This is a genomic window from Cellulosimicrobium cellulans, assembly GCF_016921195.1.
GTDB classification, from domain to species: domain Bacteria; phylum Actinomycetota; class Actinomycetes; order Actinomycetales; family Cellulomonadaceae; genus Cellulosimicrobium; species Cellulosimicrobium cellulans_F.
Window position 1 is genome coordinate 166013 of the sequence record NZ_JAFGYF010000006.1, and the last position, 23174, is coordinate 189186.

At 74.0% G+C, this 23174-nt stretch carries 20 protein-coding genes; 12 read left to right on the forward strand and 8 right to left on the reverse strand.

Translation table 11 applies throughout. The annotated features are described in order from the left end of the window. The 3 genes from JN535_RS14015 to JN535_RS14025 form a co-directional block, all read right to left on the reverse strand. On the reverse strand, positions 1 to 1218 hold the full coding sequence (locus tag JN535_RS14015) for an amidohydrolase (RefSeq protein ID WP_205206155.1): 1218 nt from the start codon (positions 1216 to 1218) through the stop codon (positions 1 to 3). After that, positions 1215 to 2474, reverse strand: a complete 1260-nt coding sequence (locus JN535_RS14020) for a YncE family protein (protein ID WP_205206156.1) — start codon at positions 2472 to 2474, stop codon at positions 1215 to 1217. Before JN535_RS14020 ends, JN535_RS14015 begins: the two co-directional genes overlap by 4 nt. Before the next feature lie 266 nt (positions 2475 to 2740). Next, positions 2741 to 5326, reverse strand: coding sequence for an ATP-dependent DNA ligase (locus JN535_RS14025; protein WP_205206157.1), 2586 nt, complete (start codon positions 5324 to 5326; stop codon positions 2741 to 2743). A 255-nt stretch (positions 5327 to 5581) separates the two neighbouring features. Between JN535_RS14025 and JN535_RS14030 the strand changes: the two genes are divergently transcribed. Further along, positions 5582 to 6280 (forward strand): GTP pyrophosphokinase, encoded by a 699-nt coding sequence (locus tag JN535_RS14030; protein WP_205206245.1) that lies wholly within the window; start codon positions 5582 to 5584, stop codon positions 6278 to 6280. A gap of 45 nt (positions 6281 to 6325) precedes the next feature. Here the strand turns inward: JN535_RS14030 and JN535_RS14035 are convergent, their stop codons facing one another. Both JN535_RS14035 and JN535_RS14040 read right to left on the reverse strand, forming a co-directional pair. Next, a complete protein-coding gene (locus tag JN535_RS14035; protein WP_205206158.1) occupies positions 6326 to 7132 on the reverse strand; it encodes an ABC transporter permease in 807 nt (268 codons plus the stop codon). After that, positions 7129 to 8100 (reverse strand): ABC transporter ATP-binding protein, encoded by a 972-nt coding sequence (locus tag JN535_RS14040; protein ID WP_205206159.1) that lies wholly within the window; start codon positions 8098 to 8100, stop codon positions 7129 to 7131. Before JN535_RS14040 ends, JN535_RS14035 begins: the two co-directional genes overlap by 4 nt. Positions 8101 to 8271: 171 nt before the next feature. Between JN535_RS14040 and JN535_RS14045 the strand changes: the two genes are divergently transcribed. Together JN535_RS14045 and JN535_RS14050 are read left to right on the forward strand one after the other, a co-directional pair. After that, positions 8272 to 9474 (forward strand): sensor histidine kinase, encoded by a 1203-nt coding sequence (locus JN535_RS14045; RefSeq protein WP_205206160.1) that lies wholly within the window; start codon positions 8272 to 8274, stop codon positions 9472 to 9474. Further along, positions 9471 to 10139 carry a response regulator gene (locus JN535_RS14050; protein WP_205206161.1) on the forward strand — a complete coding sequence of 223 codons (669 nt, stop codon included), beginning with the start codon at positions 9471 to 9473 and terminating at the stop codon, positions 10137 to 10139. Before JN535_RS14045 ends, JN535_RS14050 begins: the two co-directional genes overlap by 4 nt. A 6-nt stretch (positions 10140 to 10145) precedes the next feature. Here JN535_RS14050 and JN535_RS20880 read toward each other — a convergent pair whose 3' ends face one another. Next, positions 10146 to 10448: a DUF1905 domain-containing protein gene (locus JN535_RS20880; RefSeq protein ID WP_047233722.1), complete on the reverse strand. Its 303-nt coding sequence runs from the start codon at positions 10446 to 10448 to the stop codon at positions 10146 to 10148. A gap of 123 nt (positions 10449 to 10571) precedes the next feature. Here JN535_RS20880 and ku point away from each other — a divergent pair, with 123 nt between their 5' ends. The 3 genes from ku to JN535_RS14070 all read left to right on the forward strand — a co-directional run bounded on the left by ku (position 10572) and on the right by JN535_RS14070 (position 14022). Continuing rightward, positions 10572 to 11582, forward strand: coding sequence for a non-homologous end joining protein Ku (gene ku, locus JN535_RS14060; RefSeq protein ID WP_205206163.1), 1011 nt, complete (start codon positions 10572 to 10574; stop codon positions 11580 to 11582). 116 nt (positions 11583 to 11698) lie between these two features. Next, positions 11699 to 12151 carry a VOC family protein gene (locus tag JN535_RS14065; RefSeq protein WP_205206164.1) on the forward strand — a complete coding sequence of 151 codons (453 nt, stop codon included), beginning with the start codon at positions 11699 to 11701 and terminating at the stop codon, positions 12149 to 12151. 134 nt (positions 12152 to 12285) lie between these two features. Next, a complete protein-coding gene (locus tag JN535_RS14070) occupies positions 12286 to 14022 on the forward strand; it encodes a hypothetical protein (protein ID WP_205206165.1) in 1737 nt (578 codons plus the stop codon). A gap of 86 nt (positions 14023 to 14108) precedes the next feature. Here JN535_RS14070 and JN535_RS14075 read toward each other — a convergent pair whose 3' ends face one another. After that, the gene (locus JN535_RS14075) at positions 14109 to 14738 is read right to left on the reverse strand and encodes a TetR/AcrR family transcriptional regulator (protein ID WP_240201151.1); all 630 of its coding nucleotides are present in this window, start codon (positions 14736 to 14738) and stop codon (positions 14109 to 14111) included. Positions 14739 to 14957: 219 nt separating this feature from the next. On the opposite strand from JN535_RS14075, the gene JN535_RS14080 reads away from it, so the two are divergent. The 6 genes from JN535_RS14080 (at position 14958) to JN535_RS14105 (ending at position 22642) form a co-directional block, all read left to right on the forward strand. Then, positions 14958 to 16520 (forward strand): MFS transporter, encoded by a 1563-nt coding sequence (locus JN535_RS14080; protein WP_307868724.1) that lies wholly within the window; start codon positions 14958 to 14960, stop codon positions 16518 to 16520. A gap of 96 nt (positions 16521 to 16616) precedes the next feature. Beyond that, positions 16617 to 18476: a metallophosphoesterase family protein gene (locus JN535_RS14085; RefSeq protein WP_205206166.1), complete on the forward strand. Its 1860-nt coding sequence runs from the start codon at positions 16617 to 16619 to the stop codon at positions 18474 to 18476. A 54-nt stretch (positions 18477 to 18530) separates the two neighbouring features. Then, a complete protein-coding gene (locus JN535_RS14090; RefSeq protein ID WP_205206167.1) occupies positions 18531 to 19235 on the forward strand; it encodes a YceI family protein in 705 nt (234 codons plus the stop codon). Positions 19236 to 19270: 35 nt separating this feature from the next. Then, the gene (locus tag JN535_RS14095; RefSeq protein WP_307868727.1) at positions 19271 to 20002 is read left to right on the forward strand and encodes a metal-dependent transcriptional regulator; all 732 of its coding nucleotides are present in this window, start codon (positions 19271 to 19273) and stop codon (positions 20000 to 20002) included. Positions 20003 to 20124: 122 nt separating this feature from the next. Beyond that, complete coding sequence (locus JN535_RS14100; protein WP_205206168.1) at positions 20125 to 21399, forward strand: MFS transporter; 1275 nt, start codon at positions 20125 to 20127, stop codon at positions 21397 to 21399. A gap of 589 nt (positions 21400 to 21988) precedes the next feature. Beyond that, positions 21989 to 22642 carry a vitamin K epoxide reductase family protein gene (locus tag JN535_RS14105; RefSeq protein WP_307868731.1) on the forward strand — a complete coding sequence of 218 codons (654 nt, stop codon included), beginning with the start codon at positions 21989 to 21991 and terminating at the stop codon, positions 22640 to 22642. A gap of 52 nt (positions 22643 to 22694) precedes the next feature. On the opposite strand, the gene JN535_RS14110 is transcribed toward JN535_RS14105, so the two are convergent. Beyond that, a complete protein-coding gene (locus JN535_RS14110) occupies positions 22695 to 23138 on the reverse strand; it encodes a YbjQ family protein (RefSeq protein ID WP_205206169.1) in 444 nt (147 codons plus the stop codon). Between the last annotated feature and the right edge of the window lie 36 nt (positions 23139 to 23174).

Sequence of the window (23174 nt, forward strand, 5' to 3'; positions counted from 1 at the left end):
TCAGACGAGCACGTCGCCGTCGCGGGCCACGACCCGGCCGCCGGCCACGACGAGCGCGCGCCGCGGGGCGCGCACGACGGCGTCGGGCACGTTCTCGGCGTCGACGAGCACGACGTCCGCGGGCGCGCCCACGACGAGGTCGTGCACGTCGCGGCCGACGAAGCGCGCGGCGTCGGACGACGCGATGCGCGCCGCGGTGACGAGCTCCTCGTCGTGGCGGAACCGGGAGAGGCGGGCGAGCTGGGTCGTGAGCGCGAGAAGGTCGCCGGTCCCGTAGGGCGACCACAGGTCGCGGATCCCGTCCGTGCCGAGCCCGACGGCGACGCCCGCCGCGCGCAGCGCGTGCACGGGGAGGGGTGCGGCGCCGATCGGTGCGACGGTCGTCATGGTGATGCCCGCCTCGCCCATGGCGGCGACGAGGTCCGCCTGGCGCGAAGACGGGACGTCGCCGACCGCGAAGCCGTGCGCCACGTTGACCTTCCCCTGGAGGCCCGCGCGCAGGGTGCGGTCGATCATGAGCTCGACCTGGAACGCGCCGAGGTCCCCGCCGTCGTGGAGGTGCACGTCGATCCCGACGCCGCGCCGCTCGGCGATCGCGAACAGCCCGTCGAGCTGGCCGACGGGGTCACGGTCGATCGACGCCGGGTCGAGCCCGCCGACGTGCTCCGCACCCGCGGCGGCGGCCGCGTCGAGCAGGTCGAGCACGCCGGGCCGGCGCAGCACGCCGTCCTGCGGGAACGCGACGATCTCGGCGTGCACGGCGCCGCCGAGCGCGGCGAGCGCCTCGCGCACGACCTCGATGCCGCGCAGTCCCAGGCCGAGGTCGACGTCCACGTGGGTGCGGATCGCCGTCGTGCCGTGGCGGACGAACTCGCGCAGCACGGCGAGCGTGACGTCGACGCCGGGGATGCCGAGCTCGTCGCGGTGCGCGCGCTCGTGCGCGATGCGTCCCTGCGTCGTCGCCTCGCCGCCGTAGCTCACCCAGGGCCGGCCCCACCAGCTCTTGTCGACGTGCGCGTGGGCGTTGACGAGGCCCGGGAGCGCGAGCAGGCCGCGGCCGTCCACGACCCCCGGACCCGACGGCGCGGGCGCGGCAGCGTCGTGCGGCGTCACCGCGACGATGCGCCCGTCGGCGACGTGCAGGTCGACGCGCTCGCCGCCCCACGGGCGCACTTCGCGCAGGACCGTGACGGTCTCGGGGGCGTTCGGGCTGGTCATGCGGCGGGTCCTTCCGGGAGCGGGACGACGACCTGGGGCCGTCCGGGGATCTGGATCTCGTACGTGGCGAGGGTGCTGAGGTCGACGACGGTCGCGCCGTCCCACGCCTCGGCCTGCGTGTACCCGCCGGCGAGCACGGCGTTCAGGCTTCCGGTCGCGGGGTCGGTCCACGTGGTCGCGGTCTCGTGCCGGCGCGTGAGCGGCGCGACCTGCTCGGCCCTGGTCGCGGGGTCGAGCACCGCCACGTTCGGTCCGCCCGCGGCGTTGCCGAACGGGCCGTTGCCCACGACCACGATGCGGCCGTCGGGAGCGCGCGCGACGCCGTGCTGGTGGCTGTCCGCCGTGGAGGGCACGCTCGTCGTCGTGCCGGTGGCCGGGTCGAGGCGGACCAGCACCCGGCCCTGGTAAGGGAGCAGGAGCGTGCCGTCGTCGTCGAGGACGGCGTAGTGCGGCTTCTCGAACGACGCGAGCCCGCCCTCGGTGCCGAACGGCGCGACCTCGATGCGCCGCGCCTCGAACGTCGTGGTGTCGACGACGTGCACGGAGAACTCGTCGTGGTCGACGGTGTAGACCTCGCTGCCGTCGGCCGCGACGAGCACGTCGAAAGGGCGTAGGCCGACAGGGGTGCTCGCGAGCACCTCGCGCGACGCGACGTCGAGGGTCTCGAGCGTCGACGAGTCGCCGCGGTGCACCGCCACGTAGACGCGCGTCCCGTCGGGCGACACGGCGATGCCCATTCCGCCGCGGCGGTGCTCGCCGTACCCGACCCGGGACGGCGCGTCCCGGTAGGGGACGAGGTCGACGCGCTCGCGCGTCGCGAGGTCGACGACCGCGACCCCCTGCGCCGTCGAGACGTACGCGCGAATCGTCGGGGCGTGCACGGCGACGCCCCACGGCGCTTCCCCGACCTCGATGCGGTCGACGACGGCGCTGCCCTCGCGGATCGTCGGGTCGACGACGGCGAGCCCGTCGGACTCGGCCTCGGTGGCCAGCAGGTAGCGCGCAGGCACCTCGGCCGGTTCCTCGGGGGTCGTCGGCTCGGTGGTCGGGGCCGACGCGGGCTCCGTGGGCGAGGGCCGCACGACGTCCGGGGTCGCCGGGGGAGCCGACGAGGTGGCGTCGCTCGCGATGCCGTGCGAGCAGGCGGCGAGACCCGCGACGACGACCGTGGTCGCCCACGCCGCGACGGCGCCCCGGGGGAGGCGCATGCGACGGCTCGTCGGTGCGGCGCCACCGGGACGGGGGACGGGAGCCATGGCGAAATGGTATACCAATGCTCCCGGGCGTCGGCCTGCGGGGTGGGCGCCTCTGCGGGCCGGGGCTCCAGCACGACGACCGCCGTGTCGGGGTGCGCCTCGGGGTCGAGCCACCACGCCGACTCGGGCGCGGCCAGCCGTTCATCGCGAGCGTGACGAGGTTCGGACCGTCCTCGAAGTCATGGTCACCGTCCAGCGTCGGAGGGGAGCCGAGGAACCTCGACGCAGCAAACGGTCCCGCGGGCCGGGCCGACGTCAACGGCCCGTCAGTGGTCGAGGGTCGCGGGCTCCTCGCGCACGACGTCGGCCGGCGACTTGTCCCGCCGCCACCCCTTCCACACGGGGTGCCGCAGCTTGCCGAACGGGATGTCGTCGCCCTCGCCCTCGCCGGGCCCCGTCCACTCGGCGTAGACGACCTCGGCGACCCGCCGCGGCGACACCCACCGCGCGTCGCGCGCGTCCTCGCGGGGCACGCCCGTCGCGGGCGCCGTGGTGCGCTCGATCCGGCCGAGCTCGGCGACGAGGTCGCGCCGCTCCGCGTCGGTGAAGCCCGACCCGACGCGGCCCACGTAGACCAGCCGGTCGCCGTCGGGCACCGCGAGCAGGAGCGACCCGACGAGGTGCGTCCGCTCGCCGTGCCCCGGCCGCCACCCCACGACGACGACCTCCTGGGACTGCGCGTGCTTGAGCTTGAGCCACAGCGCCGAGCGGCGGCCCGACGAGTAGGTGCCGTCGCGCCGCTTGGCGACGACGCCCTCCAGCCCGAGCCGCCTGGACGTCTCCATCGCCGCGTCGAGGTCGCCGTCGAACGCGGGCGGCACGTGGACCGGCGCGCGGGCGTCGCCGAGCACGTCCTCGAGCACCGCGCGGCGCTCGTCGTACGGGCGCTTGGCGAGCGACCGGCCGGCGGTCTCCAGGAGGTCGAACACCATGAGGTCGACCGTGACGCGACGGCGCGCCGCGGCGACGTCGCCCGGCTTGGCGATGTTCGCGCGCTGCTGCAGGCGCCGGAAGCTCGGCCGCCCCCGCGCGTCGAGCGCGACGATCTCGCCGTCCAGCACGACCGGCAGCGCCTCGGCCGGGACCTGCTCGGCCAGCGCCTGGAGCTCCGGGTACGTCACCGTCATGTCCTTGCCCGAGCGGCTCACGAGCCGCACCTGGCCCTGCGACACGTGCGCGAGCGCGCGGAACCCGTCCCACTTCATCTCGAACGCCCACGCGTCGTCGTCGTGCAGGTCGCCCGCCGATGCAGGCGAGGCGAGCATCGGCCGCCAGTCCGTCCGCGCGGGGGGCGGCTCGTCGTGCTCGTAGCGCTGCTCGTGGTCGGGTGGGGTGGCGGCCGGGGCGCTCGCGAGCGACCCACCCGCCTTCTTCGTCTCACCACGCGGCGCCATGAGGTGGATGAGCCAGTTGTCCTCGTCGCGGCCGTCGCGGCCGCCCGTGTGGATGAGCGCGAGGCGGCGCGTGCCGTGCCGCTCGCCGTGGAGCGTGACGATGACCTCCTCGCCGTCGCGCCACTTCTCGAGCTCGTACGTGCCGGCGTCCCAGATGGTCACCTCGCCCGCGCCGTACTCGCCCTTCGGGATCGTGCCCTCGAACGACCCGTACGCGAGCGGGTGGTCCTCGGTCTGGACGGCGAGGTGGTTCTTCTTGGGGTCGGTCGGCTCGCCGCGGGGCAGCGCCCAGCTCACGAGGACGCCGTCGTGCTCGAGCCGGAAGTCCCAGTGCAGGCGCCGGGCGTGGTGCTCCTGGATGACGAAGCTGTTGCCCGCGCTCGGCGGCGGGGCCTCGTCCGGGACGGGCTCGGGCGTGCGCTGCGCGTCGCGCATGGAGCGGTAGCGGTGCAGGCGGTCGGGCCGGTCGTCGCCCGCGCCGCCGTCCGTGGTGTCGCTGCCCGACGTCGCGCCGCCCTTGCGGTCGAACGTCGCCATGCGCTCGGGCGTGGGCTCGAGCGCGGAGAGGTGGCCCAGCGTGAGCGCGGCGAGCGGGTCGCCGATCGTCCGCACACGCTCGACGACCTCGTCGGCGTCGAGGTGGCGCAGGTCCGGGTCGTCGAGCTCCTCCCACGTGCGCGGCGCGGCGACGGTCGGGTGCTCGCGCCCACGCAGGGAGTACGGCGCGATCGTCGTCTTGTTGCCGTTGTTCTGGCTCCAGTCGACGAGCACCTTGCCGCCGCGCAGTGACTTCTTCATGTCGCTCACGACGAGGTCGGGATGCTCGGCCTCGAGGTAGCGCGCGAGCTCGTGCGCGACGGCGGAGACGGCCGTGGCGTCCTGCTTGCCGTCGAGCGCGGCGTACAGGTGGATGCCCTTGGACCCGCTCGTCACGGGCAGCGGGTCGAGACCCATGCCCTGGAGGATCTGCCGCGCCTGCCGCGCGACCTCCGCGCACTCGGCGAGCCCGGCCCCGGGCCCGGGGTCGAGGTCGAGGACGAGCCGGTCCGGGTTGAGGTGGACGCCGGTGCGGCCGAACTGCCACTGCGGCACGTGCAGCTCGAGCGACGCCGTCTGGCCGAGCCACGTGAGGGTCGCCAGGTCGTTGACGAGCACGTAGTCGTTCGCGCTGCTCTTGTGCTGGATGCGGCGCGTGCGCACCCACGACGGCACGCCCTGGCCGGCGTTCTTCTGGAAGAACACCTGCCCGTCGACGCCGTCCGGCCAGCGTTTGCGCGTCGCGGCCCGGTTGGCGCAGTGGGGGAGCATGACGTCGGCGACCGCCGCGAGGTACGCGAGCACGTCCGCCTTCGTCGTGCCGGTGGCGGGGTAGAGGACCTTGTCGAGGTTCGTGAGCCGCAGGCGGTGGCCACCGACGTTCACCGTCTCGCCCGCGCCGCGGCTCGATGTCGTGGCCATGGGCCCATCGTGGCGTGCACGGGGCGCCGCCGCCCGCGGGACGGGAGCGGACGAGGGACCGAGGGCCCTGTCCGCGGGCCGTCGCGGGAACTTCCCGGCGTCCCCGACCGTGCACACTGGGGGAGGCGGTCCGACCATCCAGGGAGACCGCCGGGACGAGGCCGCACCGAGAGGACCACCGTGACGCACCTGACGACCGACGACGTGCCGCTCCCTGCGGAGCTCGGTCCCCGCGTCCGCGAGTTCCGTCGCCTGATGATGAACTACAAGTTCGGCATCGACGAGGTGATGACCAAGATCACGGTCCTGCGCGACGAGTTCCGGCACATGCACGAGGACAACCCCATCGAGCATCTGGGCTCGCGCCTGAAGTCGTTCGACTCGATCGTCGCCAAGGCGCGGCGCAAGGGGATCCCCCTCACCCCGGAGGGCGTGCGGGACAACATGTTCGACGTCGCGGGCGTGCGCGTGACGTGCGCGTTCGTCTCCGACATCTACCGCGTGCGGGACCTGCTCGTCGGGCAGCGCGACCTCACGGTGCTCGAGGAGCGCGACTACATCGCCCGCCCCAAGGGCAACGGGTACAAGAGCCTGCACCTCATCGTCCAGGTGCCGGTGTTCCTGTCGGACCGCGTCGAGGACGTCGTGGTCGAGATCCAGCTCCGCACGATCGCCATGGACTTCTGGGCGAGCCTCGAGCACAAGATCTACTACAAGTACCAGCGGGACGTGCCGCAGCACCTCACCGACGCTCTCAAGCTCGCGGCCGACGTCGCCGCGACCCTCGACACGACGATGGAGCGGATCCACGACGAGGTCCGCGGCCTCGACGGCGTGCCCGAGCCGGTCGAGAACACCGACGAGCTCGCCACGCCGCGCGAGGTGATGGAGAGCTTCATGCGGACGGCGCAGGTCGCCGACGAGGCGTTCCACGAACGCCGCCACGACGGCTGACGCCGACCACCCGTGGGCGTGCGGCGTCCGCCGTCGCCGGAGGGCTCAGGTCCAGCGGAACCAGCGCGCCGCGCCGACGGCTCCGACGACGACCGCGCCGCCGAGCGCGAGGAGGTGGACCGCCTCCACGGGCTGCCCCGCCCACGCGTCGCCGAGCGCCTGCACGGCGGCGCCGAACGGCAGCAGCTCCCCGACGCGTGCGATCGGCTCGGGAAGGTTGGACACCGTGCCGAACATGCCGCCGGTCGCTCCGAACGCGAAGAACGCGACGAGGCCGAGCGCGAGCGCGGCGTTCGGGGTCGGCGCGACGGCGGCCACGAGCATCCCCACCGCGTACATCGCCGCCGACGCCAGGGCGAGCACACCGAGCGCGACCCCCGGGGACGCGGGGAGCCGCGCGTCGAACGCTTGGATCGCGACGACGAGCGCGAGCGCGACGCCCCCCGCGGTCTGGAGGACGCTCACCACGACCTGCGCGACGAGCACCATCGCGGGCGACGCGGGCGTGACGGACAGGCGCTTGAGGACCCCGGACCGCCGGTAGTAGGCGAGGAAGCTCGGCATGTTGATGACGCCGATGATGCCGACGACGATCGCGAGCACGACCGGGATCACGAAGACGTCGAACGCCGTCCGGCCCGCCGAGCCCGGGACGACCACCGTCGTGGCGTCGCTGACGCCGTACATGACGAGGATCAGCACCGGCATGCCGAAGGGCATGACGAGCCCGGCGGTGTCGCGCGCGACCATGCGTGCCTCGGCCCCGACCAGGGCGGCCCACGCGCGCGGCCCGGGCCGGGCCGAGGCGCTCCGCCCGGACGGCGTCGTGACGGCGGGGACGGTGGTGGTCATGCGGCCTCCTCGGTCGGGGCGGTCGTCGCCCGGGGATCGCCCGGCGGGTCGTCGGTCAGCGAGCGTCCCGTCAGCGCGAGGAACGCGTCGTCGAGCGTCGCGCGCTCGAGCCGGGTCTCCGTCGCGACGACGCCGGCCCGCACGAGCGCGGTGCTCACCTCCTGGAGCAGGTCGCCCCGACCGGTCACCACGACCTGCTCGCCGCGGACGGTCACGTCGTCCACGCCGGGGACGCGGTCCAGGAGCGCGGGCGGCAGCGGCTGCGCGACGCGGAAGCGCACGCGCTGGTCGAGCCCGGCCCCCGCGACCAGCCCGGCCGGGGTGTCGTGCGCGACGACGCGACCGCTCTCGAGGAGCGTCACGCGGTCGCACAGCCGCTCGACCTCCTCCATGAGGTGCGAGACGAGGAGCACGGTCGTGCCTCCGTCGCGCAGAGCGTCGACGACGCCCCACACCTGGCGGCGCGCCTGCGGGTCGAGCCCGGTGGTGAGCTCGTCGAGGATCACGACGCGCGGGTCCCCGACGAGCGCGAGGACGATCGCGACCCGCTGCTGCTGACCCCCCGAGAGCCGCTCGTAGCGCACGGCGCGCTGCTCCTCGAGCCCCAGCGTCGCGATCAGCTCGTCGGGGTCGCGGCCCGCGCCGTAGAACGTGCGGTAGAGGTGCGCGAGCTCGCGCACCGTCAGCGCGCCGTGCAGGAACCCGGACTGGAGCTGCACCGCCAGCACCTGGCGCACCGCGGCACGGTCGGTGAACGGGTCGAGGCCGAGCACGCGCACGGATCCGTGGTCGGGGCGGCGCACCCCGGCGATCATCTCGACGGTGGTCGTCTTCCCCGCACCGTTCGGACCGAGGATGCCCAGGACCTCGCCCTCGACGGCGGAGAGGCTGACGTCGTCCACCGCCGTCGTCGTCCCGCCCTTGCGGCGGTAGCGCTTCGTGAGGTTCCGTGCGTCGACGGCGTCCATGTCGTCCTCCTGCTCGTCCGGAGTGTGGCCGCAGCCCGTCGGGAACGTCCCGGCCGGGTGCTCCTTCGACGCTAGGAACCCGGGGGACCGGCCGCGCGTGCCGGTCGTCACCGACTCCGCGCATGACTTCCGGCACGTCCCGCCCGGCGGGCGGGTCCGTAGGGTGGAGGGATGCGACGGACCGACCCGGAGGTGTGGGCGGGCATCGCGATGCTCGTCGTCATCCTCGGCATCGGGGTGCTCGTCCCGATCGCCGCACCCGATGCCCTGACGCTCCCCGTCGTGGCCTGGCTCGCGGTGTTCGCGGCGTTCGTCCTGGTCACCGTCGGGATCGTCCTCGGCTCGGGGTTCGCGACGCCCCGCGCGCACACGCTGCTCGGCGCACAGGTGGTGCTCGTCGCGACGCTCGTGCTCACGGCCCCCGGCGCGGGCTGGCTCCCGATCCTCCTCGTCGTCGTCGCGGCGCTGAGCGTGTACGTCGTCCCCGTGCCTGTCGTGGCCGTCGTCGTCGCCGTGAACGTCGTCGTCGTGGGGGTCGCCTCCGGCCTGCGCGGCTCCGTCACCGACGCCCTGCTCACCGCGACGATCTACCTGCTGCTGCAGGTCGCGAGCGTCGGCTCGACCCTCGCGCTCCAGCGCGAGCGGCGCATGCGCGAGCAGCTCGCCGTCGCGCACGTGGAGCTGCGCGCCGCGGCCGTGCTGCGGGACGAGTCGACGCGCTCCGAGGAACGCCTGCGGATCGCGCGCGAGCTGCACGACGTGCTCGGCCACCAGCTCACCGTGCTCGCGCTCGAGCTCGAGACGGCGCGCCACCAGGACGGGGAGCGGGCCCGCGAGCACGTCGTGCGGGCCAAGGACGTCGCCCGCGAGCTGCTCGGCGACGTGCGTGCCACCGTCGGCGAGCTCCGGCGGCACGCGCCGAGCCTGGAGGAGTCGCTCGGCTCGCTCGTCGAGCGCGTGAGCGTGCCGCGTGTGCGGCTGACCGTCGAGGACGACGTCACGGTCGACGAGGAGCAGACGGTCGTGCTCGTGCGCGTGGTCCAGGAGGCGCTGACCAACGCGATCCGGCACGCCGAGGCGACCGTGCTCGACGTCACCGTCACCGCCGAGGAGGGCCGGGTGCGGCTCGTCGCCCAGGACGACGGGCGGGGCGCCGCCCGCGTGGAGCCGGGCAACGGGCTGCGCGGGATCGAGGAGCGGGTCCGGGCCGCCGGCGGGACCGTCCGCCTCGACGGCCGGAGCGGGTTCCGGGTCGAGGTCGAGCTCGCCCCCGAGCGCCGTGCCACCCTCGCCGAGCACCGCCGTGTCGGGGGAGACGCCCGAGCGCTCCCGCGCGGCACCACCCCGGTAGGGCGGACGGTGGCGGACGCATGAGCGACGCCGCCGTGCGCGTCCTGCTCGTCGACGACCAGACCCTCGTGCGGCAGGGGATCCGCAGCCTCCTCGAGCTCGCGCCCGACGTCGAGGTCGTCGCCGAGGCCGAGGACGGCATGGCGGCGCTCGCCGCCGTGCGTGAGCACGAGCCCGACGTCGTCCTCCTCGACCTGCGCATGCCGCGCCACGACGGGATCTGGGCGCTCGAGGCGCTGCGCGAGGCCGGCGACGAGGTCCCCGTGCTCGTGCTCACGACGTTCGACGACGACGCGCTCGTCCTTCGGGCGCTGCGTGCCGGGGCCCGCGGCTACCTCCTCAAGGACGTGACGCTCGAGCAGCTCACGGGCGCCGTCCGCACGCTCGCCTCCGGTGGAACGCTCGTGCAGCCCTCGATCACCGACCGCCTCCTCCGCGCGGTGCGGGCCGGGACCGTCCCCGCCGACGACCTGGACGACGGCGCCGGCCCGGTGCAGGAGCTGACCGACCGCGAGCTCGAGGTGCTCCGCCTCGTCGCGGCCGGATTCTCCAACCGCGAGATCGCGCACGCGCTCTTCCTGGCCGAGGGGACCGTGAAGAACCACGTGTCGACCGTGCTGCTCAAGCTGGGGACGCGCGACCGCACGCGCGCCGTCCTGCGCGCGCTGCACGTCGGCCTGCTCGGCTGACGCCCGTCAGAGCAGGGTCTCGACGCCGATCGTCACCCGGTCGCCGACGTCGACTCCCTCGGCGCGGCGGACCGCGGCCTTGATGGGCACGACGAACGTCTTGCGCTGCGCGTCGGGGAACACCGACGTCGACCAGCGCTGCGCCCCGAGCGTCACCTCGACCTTGACGGAGCCGAACCCTGCGGGCGGGAGCGGCAGCTCCGCGATCTCGTCGCTCACGTCCTCCGGCAGCGCGGCGAACACCCAGCTGTCGGTGCGCGCCTCCCACCGCCACAGCTCTGCCTCGAACTCGAACCTCGTCCCCGCCACCCGACCATGGTGCCGCGGGCCACCCACACGCGCGGCGTCGTCGGGCCGCCCGCGAGCGTCGCCCGCACGCGACCAGCGCCGCCACCCCTCGCGGACGGGCGCGCGGGGCGCCACCATGGACGGATGAGGGCCATCTGGAAGGGCGCCATCACGTTCGGTCTCGTCAACGTGCCCGTCAAGGTGTACTCCGCGACGGAGGACCACGACGTGCCGCTGCACCAGGTCCACGACAAGGACGGCGGACGCATCCGCTACCGGCGCGTGTGCGAGATCGACGGCGAGGTCGTGCCCTACGAGCACATCGACAAGGCGTACGACGACGGCGAGCGCACCGTCGTGCTCACGAGCGAGGACTTCGCGGCGCTCCCCGCCGAGCGCAGCCGGGAGATCGAGGTCGTCGAGTTCGTGCCGAGCGAGCAGATCGACCCGCTGCTGCTCGACCGCAGCTACTACCTGGAGCCCGACTCCAAGTCCAACAAGGCGTACGTGCTCATGCGGCGCACGCTCGAGGAGACCGACCGCACCGCGATCGTGAAGTTCGCGCTCCGCCAGCGCACGCGGCTCGCCGCGATGCGCGTGCGCGACGACGTGCTCGTCCTCCAGACGCTGCTCTGGGCCGACGAGGTGCGCGAGGCCGCGTTCCCCTCGCTCGACGACGAGGCGAAGGTGACCGACAAGGAGCTCGCCATGTCGGCGCAGCTCGTCGCGAGCTTCGAGGCCGACTTCACGCCCGAGGAGTACGAGGACGACTACCAGGCGCAGCTCCGCCAGCTCATCGAGGCCAAGCTCGAGCAGGGCGACGCGCTCGACACCGCCGAGACGTTCGGCGAGCAGCCCGAGGAGGGCGAGGGCGCCGAGGTCATCGACCTCATGGAGGCCCTGCGCAAGTCCGTCGCGTCGTCGAAGAGCAGCCGCGCGAGCGGGTCGGGGTCGTCCGGCGGGTCGACGGCGAAGGGCGGCTCGGGCCGTAAGGCCGCGTCGTCGTCGGGCAAGAGCTCCTCGGGCTCTCGGGCGAAGAGCACGGGGAGCAAGGACGAGGGCTCCAAGCCTGCCGCGAAGAAGGGCTCGAGCCGCTCGTCGTCCTCGAAGGAGAAGTCGACGGCCAAGACGACGCGCAAGAAGGCGTCCGCGTAGGGATCCCCGACACGGCCGGGGCTGCGGAGTGCGATGAGTTCGGGGCTCGGCACGCGTCGGAACGGGGAGGACGGTCGCCCGGCCGCCTGCGTGACCTGTGACGAACGGAGACGACGATGCGCGCGATCGTGCCGAGCCTGTGGTTCGACGGCAACCTCGAGGAGGCCATCACCTTCTACGCGAGCGTCTTCCCCGACGCGAAGGTCGGCGACGTGTTCCGCCAGCCCGACGGCACGGCCGTGTCGGCCGACTTCGAGCTCGCCGGGCACCGGTTCGCGGCCATCAACGGCGGCCCGCAGTTCCCGTTCACCGAGGCGGTGTCGTTCGTCGTCGAGTGCGAGTCGCAGGACGAGGTCGACGAGTACTGGGCCGCGCTCACCGACGGCGGCCAGGAGTCGCGGTGCGGCTGGCTCAAGGACCGGTTCGGGCTGTCGTGGCAGGTGGTCCCCGTCGAGTTCCTGGCGATGCTGCAGGACCCGGACGCCGCCCGCGTCCAGCGCGTCGTCGACGTGATGATGACGCAGACCAGGCTCGACCTCGGTCCGCTGCGGGCGGCGTACGCGGGCTGACTTCCCCGACCTTCCTTCCCGCGGCCCACAGGTGGTTCGTCGGGGATGTCCAGACGGCCCCCAGGTCTGGTTGAATGCGTCGACATCTCCGCCGACGGCCCGCGCCGTCCTCTCGTGAAGGACCACGACACCGAGTGAAGAAGCTCCTTGCCGGCACCGTGGGGACGGTGCTGGCCCTCGGCGGGCTGGGCGTCGCCACCGCGACCCCCGCAGCCGCCGCCACCCCCTCCGTGCAGCCGTCCTGCAACTCCCTCTACGTCAGCCTCGAGGAGTACCCCGAGGGAACCTCCGTCACCGTCACCCTCGACGGGGAGACCGCCGAGAGCACGACGTTCGACACCTCCTACTCCTTCTGGCGCGACCTCGACTTCTCGGTGCCGCACGACTGGAGCGTCGACGTCGACGCCCCGGAAGGTACGGACGGCGACTACTCCGACAGCGGAACCACGACCCCGTGCGACACCGACCCGAACACGTGGGCCGATGCCTGGGCCTCGTGCGGCGAGCTCTCGGCCAACGTGAGCGCCTACCCGGAGGGCTCGCGGATCGTCGCGACCGTCGACGGCGCCGTGGTCGGTGACGAGACCTTCACCGGCTCCTTCTGGACCAGCTGGCCCCTGGACTGGCGGACCGCGCACGACTGGTCGATCACGCTCGACGCGCCGGATGACGCGCTCGATCGGAGCTGGTCCGGGACGACGGAGCCGTGCCGGTTCGACCCGAGCCTGCGCGTCGACGTCGGTGCCTACTGCGAGTCCCTGTGGGTGAACGTCGCGGGATACCCGGCGGGGACGGCCGTCGCCGTCCGGCTCGACGGGGAGACGCTCGCAGACGGTTCGATCGACGAGACCGGGTACTTCTCGGGTGACTGGACCATCGACGGGACCCACGCCCAGGAGTGGGTCGTCGAGCTCGACGCCGAGGACGACGCGCTGGACCGCGCCGAGTCGGGGCTGACCGAGCCCTGCTGGGTCGAGCCGACGCTCGTGGAGCCGGTCATGCCCGTGGTGCCGACGGACTGCGGCGCGACGCCGGACGACGTCGTGCTGCCGGACGACACGGCCGAGGTCACGTACGAACGGACCGCCGAGGGCATCGTCGCCACGGCCGCGCCGGGCTACCGGTTCGACAGCCTCGCGCTCGACCAGTGGAGCTTCTACAGCGAGAACCAGGTGCTGCTCCACTGGATGTCGGCCCTCCGCCCGCAGTGCGCGCTCGGGGTCGTCTCGGTCGTGCCGACGTGCGACGCCGGGGTGCCGTACGTCGACATCTCGGTGACGCCGCCGGCGGGCGCGACCGACGACAACTCGACCTTCTACATCGAGTGGGAGGGGCCCGGCGGAGGCTATGAGGTGGTGTACGGCGACGCCGGGTTCGGGCACCCGTGGACGACACGACACCCGTGGCCGGGCTTCATCATCCACGACGACGGGACCGTCTCGCCGACGTACGACCCCTCGTGGCGGTTGGACGACGTCGACCTCCGGCTCTCGGCGACCGTCGCGGCGGACGGCGGTGCCTACACGGTGTTCCACACGTCGACGGTCGAGGACGCGCCGACGGCCGACCCCTGCGCCGACGACCCCGGGCCGCGCTTCTCCGTCGACGTGAGCCAGCGCTGGCTCACGGGCAAGCTCTACCTCGCGGTGCGCGTGCTCAACGAGGGCGACAGCACCGCCGACGTGAGCGTCGTGACGCCGTTCGGCCGCAAGCACTTCCCGCGCGTCGAGGCGGGCTCGAGCGCGTACCAGGCGTTCGCCGTGCGGACGACGCAGCCGGTCGAGGGCCAGGTGGACGTCTCCTTCACCGCCGACGTCGGTGGCGTGCCGGTGACGCGCGAGCGTGCCGTCCCGTTCTGGCTCGGCGGGTAGCCACGAGCCGCACCCCAGGACCCGGGGCCCGGTGGTGCGTCGACAGACGTGCCACCGGGCCCCCGGCGTTCCAGGACGGTGCCGGGTCAGGCTGTCGACGCGCGGCGCAGCGCGACGAGCTCGTCGACGAGCCGGAGGAGGTCGTCGACGTCGTCGCCGGGTCGGGGCCCGCGGAAGGTGAGCGCCTCCTCCGGGGCGCCGTCGCCGTCGTCGGTCCCGGTCGTTCCGCCGCTGACGCGGCCGAGCACGTCGCTGCTGAGCGCGGCGTGCGCGTAGAGACCGTCGCTGAGCAGGACGATCGCGCGCGCGACGACGGGGTCGCCGACCTCGTCGAGGACGGCACGGGTCCAGGCGTCGTGCGCGCCGTCGAGCGCGGCGCGGGCGCGCGGGTACGAGCCCTGGGCGAGCCGGGACACGGCGAGGTAGACGAGCTCGAACTCCGTGTCGACGAGCGTCGAGGTGCGGATCAGGTAGTCGACGGCGCCGGCGGGTGCGGCGCGCATCGCCGCGACGTCGGCGGCGGTGAGCTCGCGCAGGTGCTCGGTGAGGCCGTCGGCGAGCGCGTCCTTGGAGCCGAAGTGGTAGAGCAGCCCGCCCTTGGACACCCCGGCGCGCTCGGCGACGGCCTCGAGCGTGGCGGCGCGCTCGCCCTGCTCGACGAGCAGGGACGCGAACGCGCGCAGGACCTTGGCGCGGGCGGCGGGGGGCGGCGGCATGGTTCCGAGGGTAGTGGGAGGGCGTGCTGTGGCTGGCCGTCCGACCGGGGGTGGTGCCGCAGGCGACGGCCGACAGGGGAGAGGCGGCGGTGCGCAGCGTCACATCGTGCTCGGGATGACGGCGAGGCTCGAGATCGTTACTGTACCGTCTGGACGGTTGGAAGTTCGACGCCACCGCGTCGCCCCGACCGCCCGCAGAACGTGGAAGGACCTCTCGCCGTGACGACCCCCGTGACGACGACCCCGACGGCCACCCCGGCCGCCCAGCACGCGCCCGCGACGCGCGGGCCCGCGCGCGGCGCCGCCGGCCGCTGGTTCGCGCTCGCCGTGCTGATGCTCCCGGTGCTGCTCGTGTCGATCGACAACACCGTGCTGAGCTTCGCGCTGCCCCAGATCTCCGAGTCGCTGCGCCCCAGCGGGACGCAGCTCCTGTGGATCATCGACATCTACCCGCTCGTGCTCGCCGGCCTGCTCGTGCCGATGGGGTCGTTCGCCGACCGCGTCGGACGCCGTCGGCTGCTCCTCGTCGGTGCCGTCGGGTTCGCCGCCGTGTCGGTCGTCGCCGCCTACGCGCCCACCGCCGGCGCGCTCGTCGCGTCCCGCGCCGCGCTCGGCTTCTTCGGCGCGATGCTCATGCCGTCGACGCTCTCGCTCCTGCGCAACGTCTTCGTCGACCGCGAGGAGCGTCGGCTCGCCATCGCCATCTGGGCGGCCGGGTTCGCCGCCGGGTCGGCCCTCGGGCCCATCGTCGGAGGGTTCCTGCTCGAGCACTTCTGGTGGGGCTCGGTGTTCCTCCTCGCCGTCCCCGTGCTCGTGCTGCTGCTCGCGCTCGCGCCGTTCTTCGTGCCCGAGTCGCGCGACCCCGCACCGGGGCGCGTCGACGTGCTGTCGATCGTGCTCGTCATGGCGACCATGACGCCCGTCGTCTACGGCATCAAGATGCTCGCCAAGTCCGGGGTGAGCACCCTCGCGGTGGGGAGCGTCGTCGTCGGGCTGGTCGCCGGGGCGCTGTTCGTGCGCCGCCAGCTCCGCCGGCCCGACCCGATGATCGACGTGCGGCTCTTCACCCACGGCGCGTTCAGCGGCGCCGTGCTCGTCAACCTGCTGTCCGTGTTCTCGCTCGTCGGGTTCCTGTTCTTCGTGTCGCAGGACGTGCAGCTCGTGCTCGGGCTCACGCCGATGCAGGCGGGCGTCGCGCTCCTGCCCGGCCTGCTCGTCATGATCGTGGCGGGACTCGGCGTCGTGCGGGTCGTGCGCCGCGTGCGCCCGGCGCACGTCGTCGCCGTCGCGCTGCTCTTCTCCGCGACGGGGTACGCGGTCGTCGCCGCGGGCGCGGGGCAGAGCACGCTCGCCCTGCTCATGGTGGCGTTCGTCGTGCTGTCGCTCGGCGTCGGCGCGGCCGAGACCGTGTCGAACGACCTCATCGTGTCGTCCGTCCCCGCCGCCAAGGCGGGCGCGGCGTCCGCGATCTCCGAGACCGCCTACGAGGTGGGGGCCGTGCTCGGCACGGCCGTCCTCGGGAGCATCCTCACGGCGTCGTACCACGCGAACGTCGTCGTGCCGGCGGGCGTCCCCGCGGCCGACGCCGTCGCAGCGGCCGAGACGCTCGGGGGCGCGACCCAGGTCGCGTCCACCCTGCCCGCGGCGCAGGCGCAGGCGCTGCTCGACTCCGCGCACGCCGCGTTCGGCAGCGGCGTGGGCACCACGTCGCTCATCGGCGTGGTGCTCATGCTCGTCGCCGCGGGTGTGGCGCTCGTCACGCTCCGGAACGCGAAGGCCTGACGGAGAGGCGTCCCGCGCACCCCGCCGCACCGGGCGGCGGGGCGCGCGGCCCTCGCGGTTGGCGGCGCGAGCCGTGATCCGGGAGGCTGGGCGGTGATGAGCCGTCCGCACCGCACCCCGCCCCGCTGGGTCCGCTGGACCCTCGCCGTCCTGCTCGCGCTCGTGCCGTGCGTCGTGTGGGGGGTGACGACCGCGACCGCCGAGCGCAGCCTCGGCCCCCACGAGGCGCTCTACGAGGTCACGACGAACGGCCTCGTCACCGTCGACCTCGGCCCGCTCGGGACGATCCAGATCGACTCCCCGCTGCCGCTCGGCCTCGGCGCCGACGTCACCGTGGAGGAGATCCCCGCCGACCTCACCGCTGTCGGGCAGGCGGACACGCTCGAGGGCCTCGCGCAGGACCTCGAGGACTACCTGCGCTTCTTCGGCGGCCCGCAGGAGACGATCGGCTCCGTGGCGCGGGCCCTCGTCGTCGACGCGCTGCGCCGGACGGGGTTCGCGATCCTCGTCGTCGCGGCGGTCGGCGCCGGGCTCTACCTCCTGCTCGGTCCGCCGCGGCGCCGCGAGCTCACCGAGCGCGTCGCGCCGCGGACGTACGAGATCACCGCGGGCGTCGTCCTCGTGTCCCTCGTCGGTGCGTCGCTCGTCGCGAGCGACCCCGGGACGACGACCGGCTCGTCCCAGCGCGCGTCCGCCGTCTTCGACGGGACCCCGCTCGAGGGTGCGCGCATCACGGGGCGGCTCGCGGGCGTCGTCGACACCTACGGCGCGATGCTCATCGACCTCTACCGCGAGAACGAGGACTTCTACGCGCGGGCGAACGCCAACCTCGTCGCGGCGTGGGACCGGCGCGACCGCATCCAGCGCCTGACCGCGCCGCTGCCCGCGGCCACCGCGACGTCCGACGACGAGTCCTCGCCCGACGACGCGACGTCGCCTGACGGACCCGGCTCCTCCGAGGGCGGGGACGGTGCGGCCGACGCCCCGCCGTCGGGCACCGGTGACGAGGACGCGGGCGCGGACGTCTCCGGCGCCGAGCGGTCGGCCGACGCCGAGGCGGCGGAGGAGCCCGCCCCCGAGCCCGCGGCCGAGGAGGACCTCGTCACGCTCCTGGTCGTGAGCGACCTGCACTGCAACACGGGGATGACGCCGCTCGTCCGGACCGCGGCCGAGCGCTCCGGGGCGTCGATCGTGCTCAACGCCGGGGACACGACGATGAACGGCACGGCGGTCGAGTCGTTCTGCGTCGACTCGTTCGCGTCCGCGGTCCCGAAGGGCGCGACGATGGTCGTCGCCGACGGCAACCACGACAGCGTCGAGACCTCGGCGCAGGAGCGTGCCAACGGCCAGACCGTGCTGGACGGGAAGGTCGTCGAGGTCGAGGGGATCCGCATCCTCGGCGACCGTGACCCGCTCGAGACGCGCCTCGGGCTGGGCAGCCAGCCGCCGCGGGAGGAGACCCCCGAGGAGTACGCGGCCCGGCTCACCGAGGTCGCGTGCGCCGAGCAGGAGGACGGCGACGGGATCGACCTCCTCCTCATCCACACGCCCCGCATGGGGAACGAGGCGCTCGACTCCGGCTGCGTCCCGAACCAGATCTCGGGGCACATGCACACCCGGTCCGGGCCGGAGCGGACGGGCGGCGGCGTCCGGTACGTGAGCGGCAGCACCGCGGGGGCGGTCAAGGACCAGCTCCGCATCGGTCCGCTCAAGGGCACGGCCGAGATGACGGTGCTGCGCTTCGACCCCGAGCGGCGCCGCATCGTCGACTGGCAGCTCGTGCAGATCGGGACCGACGAGTCGGCGAAGGTCTGGCCGCGCATCGCCTGGCCCACGCCGTCGGGCGTGCCGGTGGTCGAGGAGCCGGCGGGTGACGACGGCGGCGACGAGGGCGTCGAGGGCGGCGACGTCCCCGCGGGCGAGCCGACCGACGACGCGCCCGCCACCGAGGGCTGAGCGCGTGCGCGTCGGTCCTCGCCGCGCGCTGTCGGACACGGCAGGATGTGCCGTATGAGCAGGTCCACGCGCTGGATCGTCGTGTCGGTGGTCCTCGCGCTCGTCGTGGTGCTCCTCGCGCCGTTCGTGTACTCGGAGGTGCGGGAGGGCCGGACGCCGCCGCCGCTGGGCCTGCAGTCGCCGGGGGAGGAGACGGCGTCCGCAGCGCCCGCCGCGCCGGGGCCGTTCGACGTCGACGGCGAGTGGGTCGTCGGTCCGGGGTCCGAGGCGGGCTTCCGCGCCGACGTCCTGGACGTCCCGGCCGACGAGGCCGTGCTCCTGGGCGTGACCTCGGACGTCACCGGGACGTTCCGCGTGCGGGCGGGGTCGCTGCAGACCGCGACCGTGACGGCCGAGGCGACGACGCTCCGGACGGGATCCTCCGTGGCGGACCGCCAGCTCCAGCAGGCCCTGGAGACGGACCTCTACCCGACCACGCTCTTCTCGCTCACCTCGCCGCTCGACGTGAGCGAGCTGGCGACCACGACGGCACCGGTGAGCCTCGAGGCGTCGGGCGCGCTGACGATCCGCGACGAGACCCAGGCCGTGACGGTCGCGCTGGAGGCGCAGCGGTCCGGCGACGGGGTGCTCGCGACCGGCGCGATCGGCGTCCGCTTCTCCGACTTCGGCATCGCCGTGCCGCCCGGTGCGCCGGTCCAGGTGCGCGACGAGGGCACGGTCGAGGTGCGGCTCCAGCTCGTCCGACCCGCGAGCCCCTGAGGGTAGCGCCAGGCCCCGTGACCTAGGGTGGTCGGGTGGACCACCCGACCGACCTGACGCCCGTCGCCCAGGACTACCTCAAGGTCGTCTGGGCTGCCCAGGAGTGGGCGGACGAGAAGGTGACGACCAAGCTCCTCGCCGAGCGCATCGGCGTCGGTGCCTCCACGGTCTCGGAGACCGTGCGCCGCCTCAGCGCCCAGGGTCTCCTCGAGCACGCGCCCTACGGGGCGATCACGCTCACCGAGCGCGGGCGCAGCCTCGCGCTCGCCATGGTGCGACGCCACCGGCTCCTCGAGACCTACCTCGTGTCCGAGCTCGGGTACGGATGGGACGAGGTGCACGACGAGGCCGAGGTGCTCGAGCACGCCGTCTCCGACCTGCTCATGGAGCGGATCGACGCGCGGCTCGGACACCCGACGCGCGACCCGCACGGGGACCCGATCCCGGGCGCCGACGGGACCGTCGTCCGCCCGCCCGCGGTGCCGCTCGCGGACCTGGTCGTGGGGGACCGGGGGACCGTGGCGCGGATCTCCGACGCCGACCCGGACGTCCTGCGCTACCTCGCCGAGATCGGGGTCGGCCTGGACACCGGGGTGGAGGTGCGCGAGCGGCGCGAGTACGCCGGCATCCTCTCGGTCGTGTGGTCGCCGCCGCGCGGTGCCGCGGCCGGCGGGGGTGAGCCGGCGCGCCCGACGCCCCCTGCACAGCTCGGGCTACGTGCCGCGGACCACGTGTGGGTCGTGCGCGCGGAGCCCGTCTCCGCCTAGACTGGCCGCCTGCCCCTGTTCTCGTCGCCGACGTCGCCGACAGCCCTCGAATCGATTCGACCCCTTCCGGTCCGAGGGCTCCACCACCGCACTGCCCACGACGCCCGACGCCTGAGGACACGATGACCGACAGCACCGCCACGCCCGCGCCCCCGGCGGACGCAGCCCCTGCGAGCGACGGACGCCCCCGCGGGGCCGGTCCCGCGCTCCTCGCGCTCGCGATGGGCGGCTTCACGATCGGCACGACCGAGTTCGCGACCATGGGGCTGCTGTCCGACATCGCGACGGACCTCGACGTCTCCATCCCCACGGCGGGCCACGCCATCACGGCCTACGCCGTGGGCGTCGTCGTCGGGGCACCGCTGCTCACCGTCGTGGCCGCACGCCTGCCGCGCAAGACCCTCCTCCTCGCCCTCATGGCGTTCTACACGCTCGGGAACCTGTTCTCCGCGACCGCCGGGAGCATCGAGACGCTCGTCGCCGGGCGATTCCTCGCGGGGCTGCCGCACGGCGCGTTCTTCGGCGTCGGGGCCGCGGTCGGCGCGGCGGTCGCCGGCCCTGGGCGCCGGGGCCGCGCCGTCGCGACGATGATGGCGGGGCTCACCATCGCGAACGTCGTCGGCGTCCCGCTCTCGACCTTCGCCGGGCAGCAGCTCGGCTGGCGCGCCGCGTTCGTCGTGGTGGGCGCGCTCGGGCTCGTCACGCTCGCCGCCCTGTGGCGGCTCGTCCCGGCCGGGGCCGGCAACGAGGACTCGAGCGTCCGCCGCGAGCTCGGCGCGCTGCGCAACGGGCCGCTGTGGCTCGGGTTCGTCGGAGCGGCCGTCGGGTTCGGCGGGATGTTCGCCGTCTACTCCTACGTCGAGCCGACGATCACGCGGGTCACCGGCCTCGCGTCCGCCGCGGTGCCGCTCGTGCTCGCGATCTTCGGCGTCGGCATGACCGTCGGGACGATCCTCGGCGGGCGACTCGCCGACCGCTCCGTCATGCGCACCGTCTACCTCGGGTTCGTCTCCACGGGCGCGACGCTCGCGCTGTTCGCCCTGACGGGCCACCACCCCGTGCCCGCCGTGCTGTCGCTCTTCCTGCTCGGGGTGACCTCCCAGGTCCTCGGGCTCGCGCTCCAGACGCGCCTCATGGACCTGTCGCCCGCCGCGCCCTCGCTCGGCGCGGCGCTGTGCCATTCCGCGCTCAACGTCGGCAACGCGAACGGAGCGTTCCTCGGCGGCCTCGTCATCGCCGCCGGCTGGGGCTACCTCGCCCCGGCCTGGACCGGCGTCGTCCTCACCGCCGCCGGCCTCGCGATCATCCTCCTCGTCGGCCGCCGCCCCGTCGGCGTCGTCGCCACGGTGCCCGACGACGCCCGCTCACCTGCCGACGCCCCCGCCCTGCCGAGGTAGAACCCTGGTCGGCCGGGGTAGAACCCTGGTCACGAGAGAGAGGACCCTGGTCACGCGAGAGAGAACCCGGGTCGGCGGAGGTCGAACCGTGGTCATGCCCGCCGGCGGTCCGGGCGCCTGCAGTGGCCGGTCGCCCGAAGGCCCGCCTGCTACCAAGGAGCGTGCCACGACCGCCCGCGACACGACCATGCGGCCCGCACGAGGCGTGGAGGAGCCGACACCGCCGGCAGTCGCCCGGGTGAGTGGAGACCGCGGTGAGACGACGCCGGGCGGGGTGGGTGGTGGTGCCGCGTCGTGGCGGGCCTGGCGGGAGCCGCGAGGAACGAGCGGCGGATGGTAGACGCGGCACCACCACCCACCCCGACCACCCAGGGCAACCACACGCCGTCGAGCACAAGAACCACGGCTCTACCTCGCGCAACCACGGCTCTACCTCGCGGGACCACGGTTCTCCCTCGACTGACGAGTGGCGTGGCTTCGGGGTGCTCCCAGCCGGGACCCAGCGACGCGCGGTAGGTTGTGCCGTGCGCGCACCGCCGTGCGCGCCGTCACGTCCGGCGCGAGCCGGTGACCCACGAGGAGCGTCCCCGTGAGCAAGAGCGCCACCGCCGGTGCGAGCGTGTCCGCCGACCACGACGACGAGCCGCTGCCGTCGGGTCCTCGTCCGATCAGCACGCGCACGATGGGCTGGCTGCTCGTCGTGCTCGGCGCGATCGGTCTCTTCGGCTCGGCGGCGCTGGCGATCGAGAAGTTCCTCAAGCTCGCGGACCCGAACCATGTGCCGTCGTGCAGCCTCAACGCGTTGCTCGACTGCGGGGACGCGATGGACTCCTGGCAGGGCGCGCTCCTCGGGTTCCCGAACCCGCTGCTGGGCATCGCGGCGTTCCCGGTGGTCATCACGACGGGCGTCGTGCTGCTCGCGGGCGCGCGGCTCCCGCGCTGGTACTGGCTGGCGCTCCTCGGTGGCACGACGCTCGGCATGGGCCTGATCGTCTTCCTCATCTGGACGACGATGTACGAGATCTCGGCGATGTGCCCCTACTGCATGGTCGTGTGGTTCGCCATGCTCCCGCTGTTCTGGTACCAGGTGGTCCACGCCGTCCAGGAGCGGTACCTGCCCGCGGGCGACGGCGTCCGCCGCACCCTCGTGGGCAACCGGCACCTGTTCCTGGCGATCGGCTACGTCGCGCTCGTCGCCTGGATCCTGCTGGTCAAGGGCCCGATCATCATGTCGCTGTTCTGACAAGCACCGGTGCCCTGCGGTCCCGCGAGGGTCCGGCGCGCCGCAGAGGGCGTCAGCGCCAGGCGGGCTGGTCCGGCGCGGCGTCCTGCGGGTAGCCGTGCCCGCCGGGCTGCTGGGGCGCGGGAGCGCCCTGCGCCTGGTGGGCCGACTGCGCGGTCGCGCCGGGGTGGCCCGCCGGGATCGGGCTGACCACGACGGCCGTGCCGTACGCGCACACCTCCGAGAACGACGCCGCGATCTCGCCCGTGTCGAAGCGCATCCCGACGACCGCGTTCGCCCCGCGGCGCTGTGCCTCCTGCACCATGCGGTGCATGACCTCCTGGCGCGACTCGTAGACGAGCTGGGTGTACTCCTTGACTTCCCCGCCCCCGATCGAGCGGAAGGACGCGACGAAGTTCGCCCCGAGGTTGGCGCTGCGCACGGTCATGCCCATGACCTCGCCGAGCACCGCGTCGATGCGGTAGCCGGGCACGTCGTTGGTCGTCACGATGATCACGGCGCACATCCTCGCACGGGGTGGACGGGCCGCCGT

What these genes read in the sequence shown, in the direction of transcription:
- JN535_RS14015 (WP_205206155.1), bottom strand. Translation starts at nt 1,218, where the DNA reads ATGACCAGCCCGAACGCCCCCGAGACCGTCACGGTCCTGCGCGAAGTG.
- JN535_RS14020 (WP_205206156.1), bottom strand. Translation starts at nt 2,474, where the DNA reads ATGGCTCCCGTCCCCCGTCCCGGTGGCGCCGCACCGACGAGCCGTCGC.
- JN535_RS14025 (WP_205206157.1), bottom strand. Translation starts at nt 5,326, where the DNA reads ATGGCCACGACATCGAGCCGCGGCGCGGGCGAGACGGTGAACGTCGGT.
- JN535_RS14030 (WP_205206245.1), top strand. Translation starts at nt 5,582, where the DNA reads ATGATGAACTACAAGTTCGGCATCGACGAGGTGATGACCAAGATCACG.
- JN535_RS14035 (WP_205206158.1), bottom strand. Translation starts at nt 7,132, where the DNA reads ATGACCACCACCGTCCCCGCCGTCACGACGCCGTCCGGGCGGAGCGCC.
- JN535_RS14040 (WP_205206159.1), bottom strand. Translation starts at nt 8,100, where the DNA reads ATGGACGCCGTCGACGCACGGAACCTCACGAAGCGCTACCGCCGCAAG.
- JN535_RS14045 (WP_205206160.1), top strand. Translation starts at nt 8,272, where the DNA reads ATGCGACGGACCGACCCGGAGGTGTGGGCGGGCATCGCGATGCTCGTC.
- JN535_RS14050 (WP_205206161.1), top strand. Translation starts at nt 9,471, where the DNA reads ATGAGCGACGCCGCCGTGCGCGTCCTGCTCGTCGACGACCAGACCCTC.
- ku (WP_205206163.1), top strand. Translation starts at nt 10,572, where the DNA reads ATGAGGGCCATCTGGAAGGGCGCCATCACGTTCGGTCTCGTCAACGTG.
- JN535_RS14065 (WP_205206164.1), top strand. Translation starts at nt 11,699, where the DNA reads ATGCGCGCGATCGTGCCGAGCCTGTGGTTCGACGGCAACCTCGAGGAG.
- JN535_RS14075 (WP_240201151.1), bottom strand. Translation starts at nt 14,738, where the DNA reads ATGCCGCCGCCCCCCGCCGCCCGCGCCAAGGTCCTGCGCGCGTTCGCG.
- JN535_RS14085 (WP_205206166.1), top strand. Translation starts at nt 16,617, where the DNA reads ATGAGCCGTCCGCACCGCACCCCGCCCCGCTGGGTCCGCTGGACCCTC.
- JN535_RS14090 (WP_205206167.1), top strand. Translation starts at nt 18,531, where the DNA reads ATGAGCAGGTCCACGCGCTGGATCGTCGTGTCGGTGGTCCTCGCGCTC.
- JN535_RS14100 (WP_205206168.1), top strand. Translation starts at nt 20,125, where the DNA reads ATGACCGACAGCACCGCCACGCCCGCGCCCCCGGCGGACGCAGCCCCT.